The organism is Streptosporangium sandarakinum, assembly GCF_050942225.1.
Lineage (GTDB): Bacteria > Actinomycetota > Actinomycetes > Streptosporangiales > Streptosporangiaceae > Streptosporangium > Streptosporangium nondiastaticum.
This window is the reverse complement of record NZ_CP192034.1, coordinates 5,532,769-5,547,662: the sequence shown is the minus strand read 5'-3', so window position 1 is coordinate 5,547,662 and position 14,894 is coordinate 5,532,769. Positions and strand designations below refer to the sequence as shown.

Annotated in this window: 12 protein-coding genes; 6 read left to right on the top strand and 6 right to left on the bottom strand. The window is 74.7% G+C overall.

All coding sequences use genetic code 11. The annotated features are described in order from the left end of the window. Positions 1-53: 53 nt before the first annotated feature. The 6 genes from ACQP10_RS25850 (at position 54) to ACQP10_RS25825 (ending at position 8,369) form a co-directional block, all read left to right on the top strand. On the top strand, positions 54-1,571 hold the full coding sequence (locus ACQP10_RS25850) for a phytoene desaturase family protein (RefSeq protein ID WP_433539893.1): 1,518 nt from the start codon (positions 54-56) through the stop codon (positions 1,569-1,571). A gap of 184 nt (positions 1,572-1,755) precedes the next feature. Next, positions 1,756-2,505: a response regulator transcription factor gene (locus tag ACQP10_RS25845; protein ID WP_433539892.1), complete on the top strand. Its 750-nt coding sequence runs from the start codon at positions 1,756-1,758 to the stop codon at positions 2,503-2,505. After that, the gene (locus tag ACQP10_RS25840) at positions 2,502-3,911 is read left to right on the top strand and encodes an ATP-binding protein (RefSeq protein ID WP_433539891.1); all 1,410 of its coding nucleotides are present in this window, start codon (positions 2,502-2,504) and stop codon (positions 3,909-3,911) included. The genes ACQP10_RS25845 and ACQP10_RS25840 overlap by 4 nt, the downstream gene beginning before the upstream one ends. Before the next feature lie 253 nt (positions 3,912-4,164). Next, positions 4,165-5,397, top strand: a complete 1,233-nt coding sequence (locus ACQP10_RS25835; protein ID WP_433539890.1) for a glycosyltransferase — start codon at positions 4,165-4,167, stop codon at positions 5,395-5,397. Further along, the gene (locus tag ACQP10_RS25830) at positions 5,394-7,565 is read left to right on the top strand and encodes a glycosyltransferase family 39 protein (RefSeq protein WP_433539889.1); all 2,172 of its coding nucleotides are present in this window, start codon (positions 5,394-5,396) and stop codon (positions 7,563-7,565) included. The genes ACQP10_RS25835 and ACQP10_RS25830 overlap by 4 nt, the downstream gene beginning before the upstream one ends. Positions 7,566-7,676: 111 nt before the next feature. Next, positions 7,677-8,369 carry a TetR/AcrR family transcriptional regulator gene (locus ACQP10_RS25825; RefSeq protein ID WP_179827404.1) on the top strand — a complete coding sequence of 231 codons (693 nt, stop codon included), beginning with the start codon at positions 7,677-7,679 and terminating at the stop codon, positions 8,367-8,369. 133 nt (positions 8,370-8,502) lie between these two features. Here the strand turns inward: ACQP10_RS25825 and ACQP10_RS25820 are convergent, their stop codons facing one another. The 6 genes from ACQP10_RS25820 to ACQP10_RS25795 all read right to left on the bottom strand — a co-directional run bounded on the left by ACQP10_RS25820 (position 8,503) and on the right by ACQP10_RS25795 (position 14,889). Continuing rightward, the gene (locus ACQP10_RS25820) at positions 8,503-8,763 is read right to left on the bottom strand and encodes a hypothetical protein (RefSeq protein WP_179827407.1); all 261 of its coding nucleotides are present in this window, start codon (positions 8,761-8,763) and stop codon (positions 8,503-8,505) included. 69 nt (positions 8,764-8,832) lie between these two features. Next, entirely contained in the window at positions 8,833-9,684 is an 852-nt protein-coding gene (locus tag ACQP10_RS25815) for a Scr1 family TA system antitoxin-like transcriptional regulator (RefSeq protein ID WP_179827409.1), read from the bottom strand. 144 nt (positions 9,685-9,828) lie between these two features. Beyond that, positions 9,829-10,041: a hypothetical protein gene (locus tag ACQP10_RS25810; protein ID WP_179827411.1), complete on the bottom strand. Its 213-nt coding sequence runs from the start codon at positions 10,039-10,041 to the stop codon at positions 9,829-9,831. Between the two features lie 176 nt (positions 10,042-10,217). After that, positions 10,218-11,990 (bottom strand): acyclic terpene utilization AtuA family protein, encoded by a 1,773-nt coding sequence (locus ACQP10_RS25805; protein WP_433539888.1) that lies wholly within the window; start codon positions 11,988-11,990, stop codon positions 10,218-10,220. A 77-nt stretch (positions 11,991-12,067) separates the two neighbouring features. After that, complete coding sequence (locus tag ACQP10_RS25800; protein WP_433539887.1) at positions 12,068-12,874, bottom strand: enoyl-CoA hydratase family protein; 807 nt, start codon at positions 12,872-12,874, stop codon at positions 12,068-12,070. Further along, positions 12,871-14,889, bottom strand: coding sequence for an acetyl/propionyl/methylcrotonyl-CoA carboxylase subunit alpha (locus tag ACQP10_RS25795; protein WP_433541942.1), 2,019 nt, complete (start codon positions 14,887-14,889; stop codon positions 12,871-12,873). The genes ACQP10_RS25800 and ACQP10_RS25795 overlap by 4 nt, the downstream gene beginning before the upstream one ends. Between the last annotated feature and the right edge of the window lie 5 nt (positions 14,890-14,894).

The following is a 14,894-nucleotide window of genomic DNA, read 5'->3' as shown; positions in this document are numbered from 1 at the left end:
TATGGTGCCGGGCATCGCCCCACCGCCTCCCAGAGCCTCCCAAGAGGTGATGCGTGTTCCGTTCCCGCTACGACGCAGTGATCGTGGGAGGTGGCCACAACGGCCTGGTCGCCGCCGCCTACCTCGCCCGCGCGGGCCGCCGGGTCCTGGTGCTGGAGCGCCTGGACCACGTGGGCGGCCTCGCGGTCTCGGCGCGGGCCTTCCCCGGCGTGGACGCCCGCCTGTCGCGCTACTCCTACCTCGTCAGCCTGCTGCCCTCGAAGATCGTCTCCGACCTCGGGCTCCGGCTGGAGCTGCGCCGCCGCCGCTACGCCTCCTACACCCCCGCCGGGGACACCGGCCTGCTGGTCGACCACGGCGACGAGACCCGCACCGCGGCCTCGTTCGCCCGGGTGACCGGGGGAGAGGCCGACCTCGCGGCCTGGCGGCGCTTCTACGCGCTGACCGGGCACGTCGCCGGACGCGTCGCGCCGACCCTGCTGCACCCCCTCATGGACCGCCGGGCCATGCGCGACCTCGTCGGCGAGGAGGCGTGGCGGGAGCTGTTCGAGCGGCCGATCGGCGAGGTCGTGGACGAGCGCTTCGCCGACGACACCGTACGGGGGGTGGTGCTCACCGACGCCCTGATCGGCACCTTCGCCGACCCCGGCGACGACGGCCTGCTGGCCAACCGCTGCCTGCTCTACCACGTGATCGGCGACGGCACCGGCAACTGGAACGTCCCGGTCGGCGGCATGGGCGCGGTCTCCGGAGGTCTCGCCGACGCCGCGCGCTCGGCCGGCGCCGAGATCCTGACCGGCGCCGAGGCGCTCGCCGTCGACCCCTCCTCGGGCGAGGTGACCTTCCGCGACGCCGGCGGCGAGCACGCGGTGCGCGGCGCGCGGGTCCTGGCGAACGTGCCGCCCGCCGTGCTCGCCCGGCTGCTCGGCGGTGACGGGTCCGCGCCTGAGGGGTCGCAGCTGAAGGTCAACATGGTGCTCTCCCGGCTGCCGCGGCTCAGGGACGCCGAGGTCGACCCGGTGGCGGCCTTCAGCGGCACCTTCCACATCAACGAGGGCCGCGAGCAGCTCGCCCGCGCGTACGCCGAGGCGTCCGCCGGGCGGATCCCCACCCTGCCCCCGGCCGAGGTCTACTGCCACTCGCTGACCGACCCGTCCATCCTCGGCGCGGACCTGCGCGCCGCCGGGGCGCAGACGATGACCCTGTTCGGCCTGCACATGCCGGCCCGGCTGTTCCGCGAGGACCCGGCCGGGGCGCGCGAGGCGGCGCTGCGGGCCACCCTCGCCTCCGTCGACTCCGTGCTCGCCGAACCGATCGGGGACTGCCTGCTGCGCGCCCCCGACGGGAGCCCGTGCCTGGAGGTCAAGACCCCGGTGGACCTGGAGGACGAGGCGGGACTGCCCGGCGGGCACATCTTCCACCGGGACCTGTCGTGGCCGTACGGCGAGCCGGGCAAGTGGGGGGTGGAGACCGCCTTCGAGCGCGTCCTGCTCTGCGGCGCGGGCGCCCGGCGCGGCGGCGGCGTCAGCGGCATCCCCGGCCACAACGCCGCCATGGCCGCCCTGTCCTGAGCTCTGTCCTGAGCTCTGTCCTGAGCTCTGTCCTGAGCGCTGCCCCCGAGCGCCGTCCCGTCCTGAGCGCGGCCGTACAGCCCCGCCTGCCCCGATGACCGGCGGTCCGGGCCGGCGGGGGTGGAACGGGGAGGGGGAGCGGGCGTTCATCGGGCTCTCATATCGGGCGTCTAGCGTGGGGGCCATGGGTGACGGTGGTGCGGCGCGGGTGCTGGTCGTGGACGACGAGCCCGCGCTCAGGGAGGCGCTGCAGAGCAGCCTGGAGTTCGAGGGCTACCGGGTCGGCGTCGCCCCCGACGGGCAGGAGGCCCTGGCCGTCCTCGCCCGCGAACCGTACGAGCTGGTGCTGCTGGACGTGATGATGCCCCGCATGGACGGCCTGACCGCGTGCCGGCGGCTCCGGGCGGCCGGCAACCACGTGCCGGTGCTCATGCTCACCGCCCGCGACGCGGTCGGCGACCGGGTGTCCGGGCTGGACGCCGGGGCCGACGACTACCTGGTGAAACCGTTCGAGCTGGACGAGCTGCTGGCCCGGGTCAGGGCGCTGCTGCGCCGCGGCGCCCTCGCCGCCTCCGCCGCGCCCGGCGGCGGCGGTCCCGGCGGTCCGGGCGGCCCCGGTGGTTCCGGCGACGCGGTGCTGGCCTGCGGCGACCTGCGGATGGACACCGCGGGCCGGGAGGTCACCCGGGCGGGCGGACGGCTGGAGCTGACCCGCACCGAGTATCTGCTGCTGGAGCTGTTCATGCTGCACCCGCGCCAGGTGCTCACCCGCGAGCAGATCCTCAGCGAGGTGTGGGGCTTCGACTTCGAGCCGTCGTCCAACTCCCTCGACGTCTACATCATGTACCTGCGCCGCAAGACCGAGGCGGGCGGCCGTCCCCGCCTGATCCACACCGTCCGCGGCGTCGGCTACGTCCTGCGGGCCGCGCCGTGAGACGCCGCCGCTCCCTGCGCTCGCGACTGACCCTGCTGGTCGCGGCGGCCGTCGCGCTGGCGATCGCGGTGTGCGCGGGCGCCTGCTGGTTCATCGTCCGCGGCGCGCTGCTGAACCAGGTGGACCGTTCCCTGCTGGAGAAGCCCAAGGGAACGTCGGCCGGCGCCCAGTGGATGCAGGACTACTGCGCGGGCCACCTGCCCGCCCTCCCCCCGCTGCCCGATCCGCCCGGGTCCCCCCAGGGCACGTTCCCGGACCGGCCCAGGCCGCCGCGGGTCCTCCCGGTGCAGGTGATCGACGCGCAGGGAGGCAGGTGCGTCGTCGGCGGGCTCGCCGTCACGGCGACCCCGGCCGACCGCACCCTGGCCGCAGCCCCCGTGGGAACGTGGGCGCTGCGGGACGGCGCCGCCGAGGACGGCACCCCGGTGCGGGTGCTCACCACGAGCGCCGGATCGGGCCTGGCGGTGATGGAGTCGCGGTCGCTGGCCGAGTTCCAGTCCACGCTGACCACGCTCGCCTGGGTCCTCGCCGGGGTGGCCGCCCTCGGCGTGGTCGGCGCCGCCTGGGCCGGGCTGCTGGTCTCCCGTACGGCGCTGCGCCCGGTCGGCCGGCTGGCCGAGGCCGTCGAGCACGTCGCCAGGACCGAGGACCTCGGCACCCGCATCCCCGTGGAGGGCACCGACGAGATCGCCCGTCTCGGCGCCTCGTTCAACGCGATGACCGCGGCGCTGGCCGGCTCCCGCGAGCGGCAGCGGCGGCTGATCGCCGACGCCGGGCACGAGCTGCGCACCCCCCTAACCAGCCTGCGCACCAACGTCGACCTGCTGCTGCGCAGCGAGAACACCGGCCGCCCGCTGGACGCCGAGCCCAAGCGCAGGCTGCTGGCCGGGCTGAAGGCGCAGTTCGAGGAGCTGTCCACGCTGGTGGGGGACCTGCTCCAGCTCGCCCGCGGGGACGGCGACCACGAGCCGCATGTGGAGTTCGCCTTCCACGAGGTGGTGGAGTCCGCCGTCCGCCGCGCCCGGCTCCGCGCCCCCGAAACGTCCATCGAGACCGGCCTCGCGCCCTGGTACGTCCACGGCGACCAGGCAGCCATGGAGCGGGCGGTGGTGAACCTGCTGGACAACGCGGTGAAGTTCTCCGGGGGCCCGGTCACCGTACGGCTGCGCGACGGCGAGCTGACCGTGCGGGACGCGGGGCCGGGCATCCCGCCCGAGGAGCTGCCCTACGTGTTCGACCGGTTCTGGCGGTCGTCGTCGGCGCGGAGCATGCCCGGCTCCGGGCTGGGACTGGCCATCGTGGCGCAGACCGTACGGGAGGCCGGGGGGCGGGTCGCCCTGGAGAACGCCCCGGGCGGCGGGATCCTGGCCCGGATGCGCCTGCCCGGCGCGGCCCGCGAGGCGTGACGCCGCCCCCGGCCCTTCCCTCTCCTGGCTGACGAGGCGGCGCCGGGCCGCCGACCGGCCCCCGTTCCCGCCGGGCCGGGTCACGGAAGGCCGGGCGCGGATCCCAGTCGTTCGCAAGACCGGCCCGGCATCCTCGGACACCTTCCCGGATTTTCTCACCGGCCGTTAATGACCGCCTCAGGTCCGTCAAAGATCGCCGGGCGAGCTTTGGGGCCATGAGAAGAGATCCGAGTCCCGACTCGCGGAGGGCGGTGTGACGGGGGTGACGGCACCGGCGCGGACCCGGCTGGTCGAGGTCGTGGTTCCCGTCCACAACGAACAGCGCGTGCTCGACGACAGCGTCCGCCGCCTGCACGCCTACCTGACCGGCACCTTCCCCTACGGCTTCCGCGTGACGATCGCCGACAACGCCAGCACCGACGCCACCTGGGAGATCGCCACGCGCCTGGAGCGCGAGCTGCCCCACGTGCGGGCCGTCCACCTGGACGCCAAGGGTCGCGGCCGGGCGCTGCGGCGGGTGTGGTCGGCCAGCGACGCCGACGTCGTCGCCTACATGGACGTCGACCTGTCCACCGACCTGGACGCCTTCCTGCCGCTGGTCGCCCCGCTGCTGTCGGGCCACAGCGACCTGGCCATCGGCACCCGGCTGGCCAGGAACGCCAACGTGGTCCGCGGCCCGAAGCGGGAGCTGATCTCCCGCGCCTACAACCTGCTGCTGCGCTCGGCGATGGGGGCCGGCTTCTCCGACGCCCAGTGCGGGTTCAAGGCGGGCCGCACCGAGGTCGTCCAGGCGCTGCTGCCGGCGGTCGAGGACGAGGAGTGGTTCTTCGACACCGAGCTGCTGCTCCTGGCCGAGGGGCACGGCCTGCGCATCCACGAGGTGCCGGTCGACTGGGTGGACGACCCCGACAGCCGGGTGGACATCCCGCGCACCGCCCTGGACGACCTGCGGGGGATGGCCAGGGTGGCGAGGAGGACCCTGTGGGGCGCGGCCCGCCTGCCGGTGCCGCCGCGGGTCCGCGCGGCCCGCCTCCCCCGGGGCATGGCACGCCAGCTCCCCAGCTTCGCCGTCATCGGCGCCGTCAGCACCCTGGCGCACCTGGGCCTGTTCGTCGCCCTGCGCCAGGTGACGCCCGCCGTGACGGCCAACGCGGTGGCGCTGCTCGTCACCGCCGTCGCCAACACCGCCGCCAACCGGCGTTTCACCTTCGGCGTCACCGGCCGCGCCGGCGCGCTGCGCCACCAGCTCGAGGGCGGCCTGGCGTTCGTCGTCGGGCTGTTGCTGAGCACCGGCGGCCTGGCGCTGCTCGGCCGCCTGCTGCCCGGCGCCTCCGCCACGGCCGAGGTCGTCGCGCTCGTCGTGGCCAACGCGCTGGCCACGCTGGTCCGTTTCCTGCTGCTGCGCGTCTGGGTCTTCAACCCGCGCCGGGCGGACACCTCCGGTTCCGCCGGGACGACCGGTTCCGCCGAGGAGGCCGTCCGATGAGCGCCCGCGTCACCTCCGGCGACCCCCGCTGGGCGCGGCCCGGCCTGTGGGCGGTGCTCGCGCTGGCCGCCGTCCTGTACACCTGGGCGCTCGGCCGCAACGGGTACGCCAACGACTACTACGCCGCCGCGATCCTGTCGGGCACCCGGAGCTGGAAGGCGTTCTTCTTCGGCGCGCTGGACGCCGGGTCGTTCATCACCGTGGACAAGCCGCCCCTCGCGCTGTGGGTGATGGGGCTGCCGGCGAGGATCTTCGGGTTCGGGACGTGGAGCATGCTCCTGCCCCAGGCGCTGGCCGGCGTCGCGGCCGTGGGGATCCTGCACTCCGCGGTGCGGCGCGCGCTGCCCGGCACGGCGGGCCACGCGGCCGCCCTGCTCGCCGCCCTGGTGATGACGCTGACCCCGATCACGGTGGCGATCAACCGGGACAACAACCCCGACACCGTCCTCGTCCTGCTGCTGGTGGCCGCCGCGTGGCTCTGCCAGGAGTCGGTCCGCACCGGCCGGACGCGCACCCTCGTGCTGTCCGCCGTCGCCGTCGGCCTGGCCTTCAACACCAAGATGCTCCAGGCGTACCTGGTGGTCCCGGCCTTCGCCGCGGTCCATCTGTTCCTGGCCCCCGGTACGGTGGCCCGCCGCCTGGGCCGGCTGCTGGTCGCCGGGGCGGCGCTGGTCGCCTCCAGCGCGTGGTGGATGGCGATCGTGGACCTGTGGCCGGCCGGAAGCCGCCCCTACGTCGGCGGCAGCTCCGACAACTCCGTCTGGGACCTGGTCGTCGGCTACAACGGCCTGGGCCGGATCTTCGGCGGCGAGGGAGGGCCCCCGGGACGCGGCGCGGCGGGGAACCCGCCCACAGGCGTGCCCGCGGACCTGCCGGAGGACCTTCCCCGGTATGTGCTGGGCGGGGGCGGCGGGTTCGGCGGCGCGCCGGGCGCCGGGCGCCTGTTCAACGACATCCTGGCCGGGCAGATCTCCTGGCTCCTGCCGTTCGCCGCGCTCGCCCTGGTCGCCGGGCTCGTCCTGGCCTTCCGCGGCTCCCTGCGCGACGCCCGCGCGGCCCTGCTGCTGTGGGGCGGCTGGCTGGCCGTCCACTACGTGGTCTTCAGCTTCGCCGAGGGCATCTTCCACCCGTACTACACCACCGCGATGGCCCCGGCGGTCGCCGCGCTGACCGGCATCGGCGGGGTGCTGATGTGGCGGGCGGCCCGGCACTCGCGGGTCTGGACCGTGGTGCTCGCGGGCGGCCTCGCGGTCACCGGGGCGTGGTCCTTCGCGGTGCTGCGCCGCAGCCCGGACTTCGCGCCGTGGCTGGCGTGGGCGGTCATCGCGGCGGCGGCGGTCGCGGCGGCGGCGCTGCTCCTGGCCCGCCTCGGCGCGCGCGCCCGGCGGCTGGCCGCGGCGACCGTACTGGTCACCGGCCTGTTCGCCGGCCTCGCCGGTCCCGCCGCGTACGCGCTGACCCCGCTGGGCTCACCCGTCATGGGCACCAACCCCACGGCCGGCCCGGCCGGAAGCGGCATGCCCGGCATGCCGGGGGGCGGCGGACGGGGCATGCCCGGCCGCTTCCTTGAGGGGACCGGCGCGGACGGCTCCGGGAACGCCCCGCCCGGCGAGACGGGGGAGCACTCCTCCGGCGAGGGGACCGGCGACGGCTCCGGCGAGCCCCGGCCGCGCCTGATCATGGGCGGCCCCGGCGGAGAGATCGACCGGAAGCTGCTCGACTACCTGGAGCGGAACCAGGGAAGCGCGACCTGGCTGGTGGCCGTGGACAGCGCGCAGAGCGCCGCGTCGGCCATCCTGTCCACCGGCCGGCCCGTCATCGCGATGGGCGGCTTCAGCGGCTCGGACCCGGCCATGAGCGTGAGCAGGATCAAGGAACTCGTCTCCACGGGGCGGCTCCGGTACGTGCTGCCCGGCGGCGGTCCCGGCGGACCGGGCGGCCCGGACGGGCCGGGTGAGTCCGGCACATCCGGTGAGTCCGGCCGCTCCGAGGGGATGGCCGAGGGTTCCGGCGCTCCGGACGCGGCGGGCTCGTCAGGCGGACCCGGCGGGCCCGGGGGACGGGGGAACTCCGAGGCGCTCGCCTGGGTCCAGGCGAACTGCGCCGTCGTCCCCGCGGCCGAGTACGGCGGGACCAAAGACGGCCGGCCCCTCTACCGCTGCGGCTGAACCGCCGGGGACGAACCGGAATTCCGCGCGGAACCGGTCCGGATATCATTGACTGAACACTCAGTCAACAGCATTCGGACCGGTGTCCCGCGCTCCTGTTACTCTTGCGCAGTGCAGAGCGGAGAGGGAGCGCGGGGCAGCCGCGCCGACCAGGCCGACCAGCGGAGGGCGGAGCTGCTCGAAGCCGCCCGGCGGGTCGTGCTCGAACGGGGTCTGGCCAGCACCCGGGTCGCCGACATCGCCCGGGCGACGAACGTGAGCGGCGGCCTGATCCACTATCACTTCGCCACCAAGAACGACCTCATCACCGAGATGCTCCGCAGCACCAGCGAGGCGGAGGTCCAGCGGCTGAGGGAGATCGGCGCCGGGCCCGGCGGCTCCGTCGAGAAGCTCGACCGGATCCTGCGCTTCTACATCCCCGCCTCCCGGTCCGACCAGAGCTGGATCCTCTGGCTCGACGCCTGGGCCGTCGGGGTGCGCGAGCCGCACGTCCGCGACATCCTGCTGGAGCTGGAGAGCGGCTGGATCGAGACCCTCGCCCAGGTGATCGCCGAAGGGGTGGAGCGGGGCGAGTTCGTCTGCGACGACCCCCAGGGGGCGGCGGAGCGGCTCGACGGCATGCTCGACGGCCTGGTGGTCCGCTACACCCTGCACACCGGGAACATGTCGCGCGGCCGGCTCCTGCACCACGCCCGGGTCGCCGCGGCCCGCGAGGTCGGGCTGGACCCCTCGGTCTTCCCCGCCTCCGACGTCCCGGAGGGCCCCGACGGCCCCGAGGCGACCGCCGGGCCCGTACCGCTCTGAGCCGGGACGGCTTGGGTCCGCACCCGGGTCGCCCGGGTGCGTGAGCCGGGCGGGCGACGCCGACCCGGCCCGGGACCGTACGGACGGCCGGGCGGAACCGGGCCGTACGGTTCGGACGGCCCGGCCGCGCGGATCAGGCGGGCATGGCCGCGAGCAGGAAGGCCAGGCGGGCGGCGGCGCCCTCGACGTTGCCGGTGTCGCCGAGCCGGTATCCCCACGAGGTGATGAAACCCCCGTCGGACGAGCACGTCACGGTCTCGGAGAGGGTGGCGCTGAAGCGGTTGCGCACGCATACGTACGCCGGGTCTCCGAATGACATCTTCTGTACCGACAGGTCGGCGTGTCGCCGGGTGGCCGTGGCGAACTGCTCCAGGCAGGACAGCGTGTCGAGCATCGTGCGTCACCTCCGTCGTCGAACAGAGAATTGCACGATCTTGGCACCCTGATCAAGCAATTGCGGGGATTAATCCGCGGATTGCCCGGACAAATCATCCAGCACCCGGGCCATCACCGCCCTGGCCTGCTCCCCGAAGGCCGCGACCTCGTGGAGTTCGTCGAACGTCGTCTCGTAGAACTCGACGTCCTCGGGGTCGCGCAGAAGGAGCTCGCGGGTCCTCGTCGGCACCGCGGCCAGCTCCCTGTCGTAGATCCAGAAGCCGTTGAGCAGCGCCGAGGGCAGGGGCGCCTCGAAGGGGATGACGCCGAACTCCACGTTGGGCAGTGTGGTCACGGCCAGCAGCCGGTCGATCTGGCCCCGCATCACCTCCGGCGACGCCAGCCGGTAGCGCAGGGCGGCCTCGGGCATGACGAAACGGAACGTCTTGCTCTGGTCGTAGAGGATCTCCTGACGCTTCATCCGCACCCGGATGGCGGCGTCGATCTCGTCCGGCGCCCGGTAGATGCGCTTGAGCCGGGTGAAGACGCCCCGGGCGTACTCGGTGGTCTGCAGCAGGCCGATGACGATGCCCGGCTCGAACACCCGGAACAGCGAGGTCCGCATCTCCCGGTCGCGGATGTCCTCCTGGAACGTGGCCAGGCCGCTGCGGTGCCGCTGCCGCCAGGAGTCCTGCCGCTCCAGCAGCGCCTTGACCTGCTCGACCAGCTCCTCGACCGTGCCGGGGGCGACCTGGAGGGCGCACCCCCACTGGGTGACGTCCTCCTCGGTGGGGGTCTGGCGGGCGTTCTCCAGGCGGGAGACCTTCGACGCCTGCCACCTGAGCCGCTCGGCGAGATCCTTGCCGGACAGTCCGGCCGACTCGCGAAGCCGCCGCAGCTGCATGCCGAGCTCGGTCCGGCCCTCCTGGAACCCGTTCACCCGTCGTCTCCTCCGTCGGCCGTACGGGCCGGACACCACCGCTCGCACCGGGCCGGTCCCTCGTTTCGGGCACGGCCGTCACATGACCGCACGAGGTTAGACCCGAAAGAACCGATCATGCCATAGCGCGTGCCGCAATCGTGATCAATCCGAGGGGAGCACCCGGCGGGCGATGTCCACGAGCAGCTCCCTCGGCACCTCGACTGCGGTCTCGCCGTCGAGGACGTGCCGAAGGTCGGCCAGCGTCACGGGGTCGGTGACATGGAGGCCCTGGACGACGATGGTGCCGCGGTCGGTCTCGTAGAGGGAGGGGCAGGCGCCCGCCTCCGACGTGGAGCCGAGGAACCGCAAACGCATGACTCGATCCTTCCCCTAGGCAACGACCATGTCGCAATTGCGAGCAATCCTAGGGTTGCGAGCGCGCCTTTCGGGGTTCTGAACACTGAAAAGCCGAATTGTTGTCGGTCCGTATCCGGTGACGGACCGGGACCGGACAGGGGCGGGTCCGCGCGTGGCACGGCTCCGCGGGGACCTCACAGCAGGGCTCGGGGGACGTCCGTGAGCGCGGCGCGCAACTCCTCGCCGAGCGCCTTGGCCTGGGCGTCCAGGCGGGTGCCGGCCGAGACGCCCCGGCCCAGCAGGCCGTGGACGACGAAGTTGAGCGCCAGGAGGCTCGGCAGCTCGAATCGTTCGATCCGCAGTCCCGCGACGGCCGGGAGGAGCCGGGCCAGGCGCTCCGCCGTCAGGTGGCCGGTCAGCCACCCGAACCGCTCGGGCGTGCTCACCCACACCCCCAGGTTGGCGTCACCGCCCTTGTCACCCGACCGGGCGCCCACGATCGTCCCCAGAGGTGTCCGCACCGTCTCCAGGCCGTCTCCCACGCCCGGAGGGACCGGTTCCGTCACGAGGTCGTCTCCCACGCCCGGAGGGGCCGGTTCGGGCCGCCCGGGCGCCTCCGGGCCGTCCGGCCGTCCCGGTGCGCCGGGTCCGTACGGCCCGGCGTCATCCCCGCCCACCTCCTCGCCGTCGAGCCAGACCCGGGGCCGTACGGTCTCCGCCGGGATCAGGGCGGGCCGGTAGACGCCGTACGGCGTGGCGTTCCCCGGCGGGGTCAGGGCGTAGCAGCCCGGGTAGCTCGCCAGGGCCGTCTCCACGACGGCCGAGGAGAAGACGCGCCCGGCCTTCCCGGGGTCGGCGTCCAGCACCGTGATACGGAGCAGGGCCGTTCCCCCGGCGGGGGAGAGGCCGGCGCCGAGCGGGACGAGTTCGACGTGGACCTCGTCGAAGGTCTCCTTCGGCACGCGGGCCCAGACGGCCTCCTCGGCGAGCCGGGCCTTGGCCTCGATGTCCAGGCCGGTCAGGACCAGGGTCATGGTGTTGCGGTATCCGGCCGGGTAGGTGAGCGCCACCTTCAGGTCCGGCGGCGGGGCCTCGCCGCGCACCCCGGAGATCCGGACCCGGTCCGGCCCCTGCTGCTCCAGCTCGATCGTGTCGAACCGCGCCACCGCGTCGGGGCCGAGGTAGCGGGGGGAGCCGATCTCGTACAGCAGCTGCGCCGTGACGGTCCCGACCGACACCAGGCCCCCGGTCCCGGGGTGCTTGGTGACCACGCAGGAGCCGTCGGCCGCGAGCTCCACCAGCGGGAACCCGCAGCGCGCCGGGTCGGGCACCTCCCGGAAGAAGGCGTAGTTCCCGCCGGTCGCCTGGCAGCCGCACTCGATGACGTGCCCGGCGACCACCGACCCGGCGAGCGCGTCGTGGTCGTCGGGGCGCCAGCCGTACCGCCAGATCCCCGGACCGGTGACCAGCGCGGCGTCGGTGACGCGGCCGGTCACCACCACGTCCGCGCCGGCCGACAGGGCGGCGGCGATCGGCCGGCCGCCCAGGTAGGCGTTGGCGGTCAGCGGGGTCGCGGCCGGCCGCTCCCCGGTGTCCGGGTCGCGCGCGTCGCGCAGGTCACGGCCGGACAGGTCGTCCCCGGTGACATGGGCGACCCGCACCCGCAGCCCGAGCCGGTCCGCCAGCCCGGCCACCGCCCCGGCGCACCCGGCCGGGTCGAGGCCGCCCGCATTGGAGACGATCCTGACGCCCCGCTCCACGCACGTGCCGAGGACCTCCTCCAGCTGCCGCAGGAAGGTGGTCGCGTACCCGGGGCGGCCCTTCGCGCGGTTCCCGGCCAGGATCAGCATGGTCAGCTCGGCGAGCCAGTCGCCGGTGAGGACGTCGATCGGGCCGCCCTCAACCATCTCCCGGGCGGCCGACAGGCGGTCGCCGTAGAAACCGGAGCAGTTCGCGACGCGCAGCATCGGACCTCCTGCGAAGACCGCGGCGGACGGGACGGGACGGAACGCGGGCGGGGCACCGTACGGCCGGCGGAAGGCCGTCAGGCCTCCCGCGGCACCCAGGACGCCGGGCGCTTCTCCATGAACGCGGCGATGCCCTCCTGGCCCTCGGCGGAGGTGAACCGCTCAGCCGACAGCTCGGCCATGCGGCGCATGCCCTCCTCCAGCGGCATCGCCGGCACGGTCCGCACCAGCCACTTGGTCAGCGCGAGAGCCTCGGGGCCGCCGCGCAGCAGCATGCCGGCGTAGTGGGCGACCGTGCGGTCCAGATCGGCCTCGGGCACGGCGCGGGTGAGCAGGCCGATCTCCTGGGCGCGGGCGGCGTCGAAGGTCTCCCCGGTCATGAGGTACTCGGCCGCGGCCCGCGGGTCCAGCCGCCGCAGCACGGTCACCGAGATCATCGCCGGGACCACGCCGAGCCGCACCTCGGTGAACGCGAACGACGCCGTGTCCGGCGCGACCGCGAAGTCGCAGGCGGCCACCAGGCCCAGCCCGCCGGCGCGGGCGGTGCCGTTCAGCCGGCAGATCACCGGCTTGGGGCTCTCCCAGACCACCCGCATGATCTCCGGGAAGGACGCGGTCACCGGGGCGTCCTTGGCCGCCCCCGGCCCGAGCCGCTGCTCCTTGAGGTCCGCGCCCGCGCAGAACACCGGGCCGGTCCCGGTCAGCACGATCACCCGCACGCCGTCGTCGGCGAGCGCCCGGTCGAGGTGGTCCCGCAGCTCGCCCAGCAGCCGCACCGACAGCGCGTTGCGGTTGCGCGGCGAGTCGAGCGTGATCGTCGCGATCCCGCCGGACACCTCCCCGCGCACCAGGCGCTCCACCGGCCGCTCGTCAACGGCGTTCATCCGTCACTCTCCTCGATCACTGCCAGCACGGCGCCCGCCTCGACCCGGTCACCCGGGGCGACGTTCACCGCGGAGACCGTACCGGCCGCCGGGGCGGCGATCCGGTGCTCCATCTTCATCGCCTCCAGCACCAGGACCGTCTGCCCCGCGGCGACGAGGCCGGCGGGCTTGACCTCGACGCGCAGCACCGTACCGGGCATGGGCGCGAGCAGGGAGCCCGGGGCCGTGTGCCCGGCCGGCTCGGGGAGCCGGGGCAGCGGTGTGAGCCGTACCGGGCCGAGGGGGGAGTCCACGTGCGTCACGCCGTCGTAGCGGGCGACGGCGAAGCGGTGCCGTACGCCGGAGGTCTCCAGGACCACCAGGTCCGGGGCGGCGGAGACCAGGTTCGTGTCCGGCAGGCCCTCGGCCCGCAGCCCGTCCCGGGTGAGCAGGTAGGAGACCCGCGCCTCGGCGAAGTCCGTACGGCGGGGCTGGGAGACCACGTTGCGCCACCCGGCGGGCAGCCCGGCCTGCACGGGGGCGGCGGCACGGTTGGCCGCCGCCTGCGCCAGGGCCGCGGCCAGGGCCGACAGGGGAACGGCGGACCCGGTGGTCCCGGCGGTCCCGGCGGGTGCGGCGGCCAGGTCGTGCTCGGTGAGGAAGCCGGTGTGGGTGTTCCCGGCGCGGAACGCCTCGTGCCGCAGGACCCGCACCAGCAGGTCGCGGTTGGTGACGAGGCCGTGGATCCGCGCGCCCGCCAGGGCCGCGGCGAGCCGGCGTACGGCCTCGTCCCGGTCGGGGGCGTAGGAGACGACCTTGGCGAGCATCGGGTCGTAGTGGACGCCGATCTCGCAGCCGTTCCCGACGCCGGAGTCCAGGCGCAGGCAGCGGGACGCGCCGGGCGGCGGCGGGGCGAAGCGGACGTCCGCCCCGGGGACGTCCAGGAGATGCAGGACGCCGGCCTGCGGCAGCCAGTCGCGCCCGGGGTCCTCGGCGTACAGCCGCGCCTCGACGGCGTGGCCCGTCGCCCGCGGGGGCGTCTCGGGCAGCCGTGCGCCCTCGGCCACCCGGATCTGCAGCTCCACCAGGTCGACGCCGTGCACGCACTCGGTGACGGGGTGCTCGACCTGCAGGCGGGTGTTCATCTCCAGGAACGCGACGGTGTCGTCCGCGACGAGGAACTCCACCGTGCCCGCCCCGACGTACCCGACGGCCCTGGCCGCGGTGACCGCCGCGTGGCACAGCCGCACCCGCGCCGCGGGGGAGATCGCCGGGGACGGGGCCTCCTCGATCACCTTCTGGTGCCGCCGCTGGATCGAGCACTCCCGCTCGCCCAGCGCCCACACCGTCCCGTGGCGGTCGGCCATGATCTGGACCTCGACGTGCCGGGCCCGCTCCAGGAGGGGCTCGACGAAGACCGTCCCGTCCCCGAACGCCGCCTCGGCCTCCCTCCGGGCCGACTCGATCGCGGCGGCGAGGTCGCCGCCCGGCTCCACGACCCGCATTCCGCGCCCGCCGCCCCCGGCCGACGCCTTCACCAGCAGCGTCCTTCGGCCGGCGGGGGCCGGTCCGCGCTCGATGAGGGCCCGCACGTCGCGTTCGAGGTCGTCGGCGGAGCGGTCCGGCCCGGCGGCGAAGCCGGGGAGCACGGGGACCCCGGCCGCGGCCATCAGCGCCTTGGCCCGGATCTTGGAGCCCATGGCGGCCACGGCCTCCGGGGGCGGGCCGACCCACGTCAGGCCGGCGTCCAGCACGGCCCGCGCGAACGCGGCGTTCTCCGACAGGAAGCCGTAGCCGGGGTGGACCGCGTCGGCCCCGGCCCGCAGAGCCGCCTCGACGATCTTCTCCGCGGACAGGTACGTGGCGGCGGGCTCGGCGCCCGGCAGCCGTACGGCGTGGTCGGCCTCGGCGGCGTGGAGGGCGTCGGCGTCGGCGTCGGAGAACACCGCGACGGTCTCGATGCCGAGGTCACGGCAGGTACGGAGGACACGGCGGGCGATCTCACCGCGGTTGGCGACGAGGAGGCGTCCGATCACCGGAG

What these genes read in the sequence shown, in the direction of transcription:
- ACQP10_RS25830 (WP_433539889.1), top strand. Translation starts at nt 5,394, where the DNA reads ATGAGCGCCCGCGTCACCTCCGGCGACCCCCGCTGGGCGCGGCCCGGC.
- ACQP10_RS25810 (WP_179827411.1), bottom strand. Translation starts at nt 10,041, where the DNA reads ATGCGTTTGCGGTTCCTCGGCTCCACGTCGGAGGCGGGCGCCTGCCCC.
- ACQP10_RS25845 (WP_433539892.1), top strand. Translation starts at nt 1,756, where the DNA reads ATGGGTGACGGTGGTGCGGCGCGGGTGCTGGTCGTGGACGACGAGCCC.
- ACQP10_RS25805 (WP_433539888.1), bottom strand. Translation starts at nt 11,990, where the DNA reads ATGCTGCGCGTCGCGAACTGCTCCGGTTTCTACGGCGACCGCCTGTCG.
- ACQP10_RS25820 (WP_179827407.1), bottom strand. Translation starts at nt 8,763, where the DNA reads ATGCTCGACACGCTGTCCTGCCTGGAGCAGTTCGCCACGGCCACCCGG.
- ACQP10_RS25800 (WP_433539887.1), bottom strand. Translation starts at nt 12,874, where the DNA reads ATGAACGCCGTTGACGAGCGGCCGGTGGAGCGCCTGGTGCGCGGGGAG.